Origin of the sequence: Psychrobacter sp. (assembly GCF_036731945.1) — a bacterium.
GTDB lineage: Bacteria > Pseudomonadota > Gammaproteobacteria > Pseudomonadales > Moraxellaceae > Psychrobacter.
In genome coordinates this window covers 1-729 of the sequence record NZ_DAINDI010000038.1, presented here as the reverse complement: position 1 = coordinate 729, position 729 = coordinate 1, and the positions used below count along the sequence as shown (strand labels likewise).

Here is a 729-nt window from a genome sequence, read left to right as displayed (position 1 = left end):
TAGTAAAAATTGAGTTTTAAGAACAACACGACAAGCGTGTAAATTTTACGGCAAAGCTGATGATAGCGTATGGTTTCATACTTTTTATGAAGAAGAAACGTGGTAGACAACACTCATCAATCTATGTTTGCTGCTCGTTAGTCTGTTGCATTTCTGCTAGCATAATGTCGATTAAAAACAGTAGATATTATAGTACCAATTCATGCATAACGCCCTGTGTTTGGCAGTAAAACTGTCGCTAATAATAAACGATGAGTAACAATAAAACGATTGGTAGTGAGAAAAGCTAATAATGTGCGCAATCTGCTGATCAGTGTGCCACTGTTTGCGGTGGTTTACCAGCACGTCACCTATGAAGCAAGGGCGTACGCGACAATGGATGTCGCCCTACCCTTTACCTAAACTTTTTTGTCAAAGAGATAACAGAATACTATGCCCATGCGCCCCATTGATGCCATTTTCGTTCATCCTAAACGCCGGTTATATGTTGTATACTACCGCGGTGAGCTGTGGAAATTGCCCCGCATGAAAATTGATGATAGGTCATGGCAAAACAGGCAGCCTTATACTGACGATAGCAGTGGTCTTTATCTTAGCATTCATCAAGCCATTAGCGACCCAGTATTGGCCCAAAAACTTCGTACTTTGAACTTGCCAGCAGCGGTGCGTGGCAGCACGTTGCCGCGCTTTGAAGCATGGTGGGAAACCCACGGTTTTAAATGGCTTAAA

General features: G+C 42.5%; 1 protein-coding gene and 1 pseudogene. Both read left to right on the top strand.

What is annotated here, in order from left to right:
* Positions 1 to 276: 276 nt before the first annotated feature.
* Entirely contained in the window at positions 277 to 402 is a 126-nt protein-coding gene (locus V7D75_RS08990; protein ID WP_313974213.1) for a hypothetical protein, read from the top strand.
* Between the two features lie 30 nt (positions 403 to 432).
* Positions 433 to 729: pseudogene (locus V7D75_RS08985) on the top strand (hypothetical protein); the annotation flags it as partial.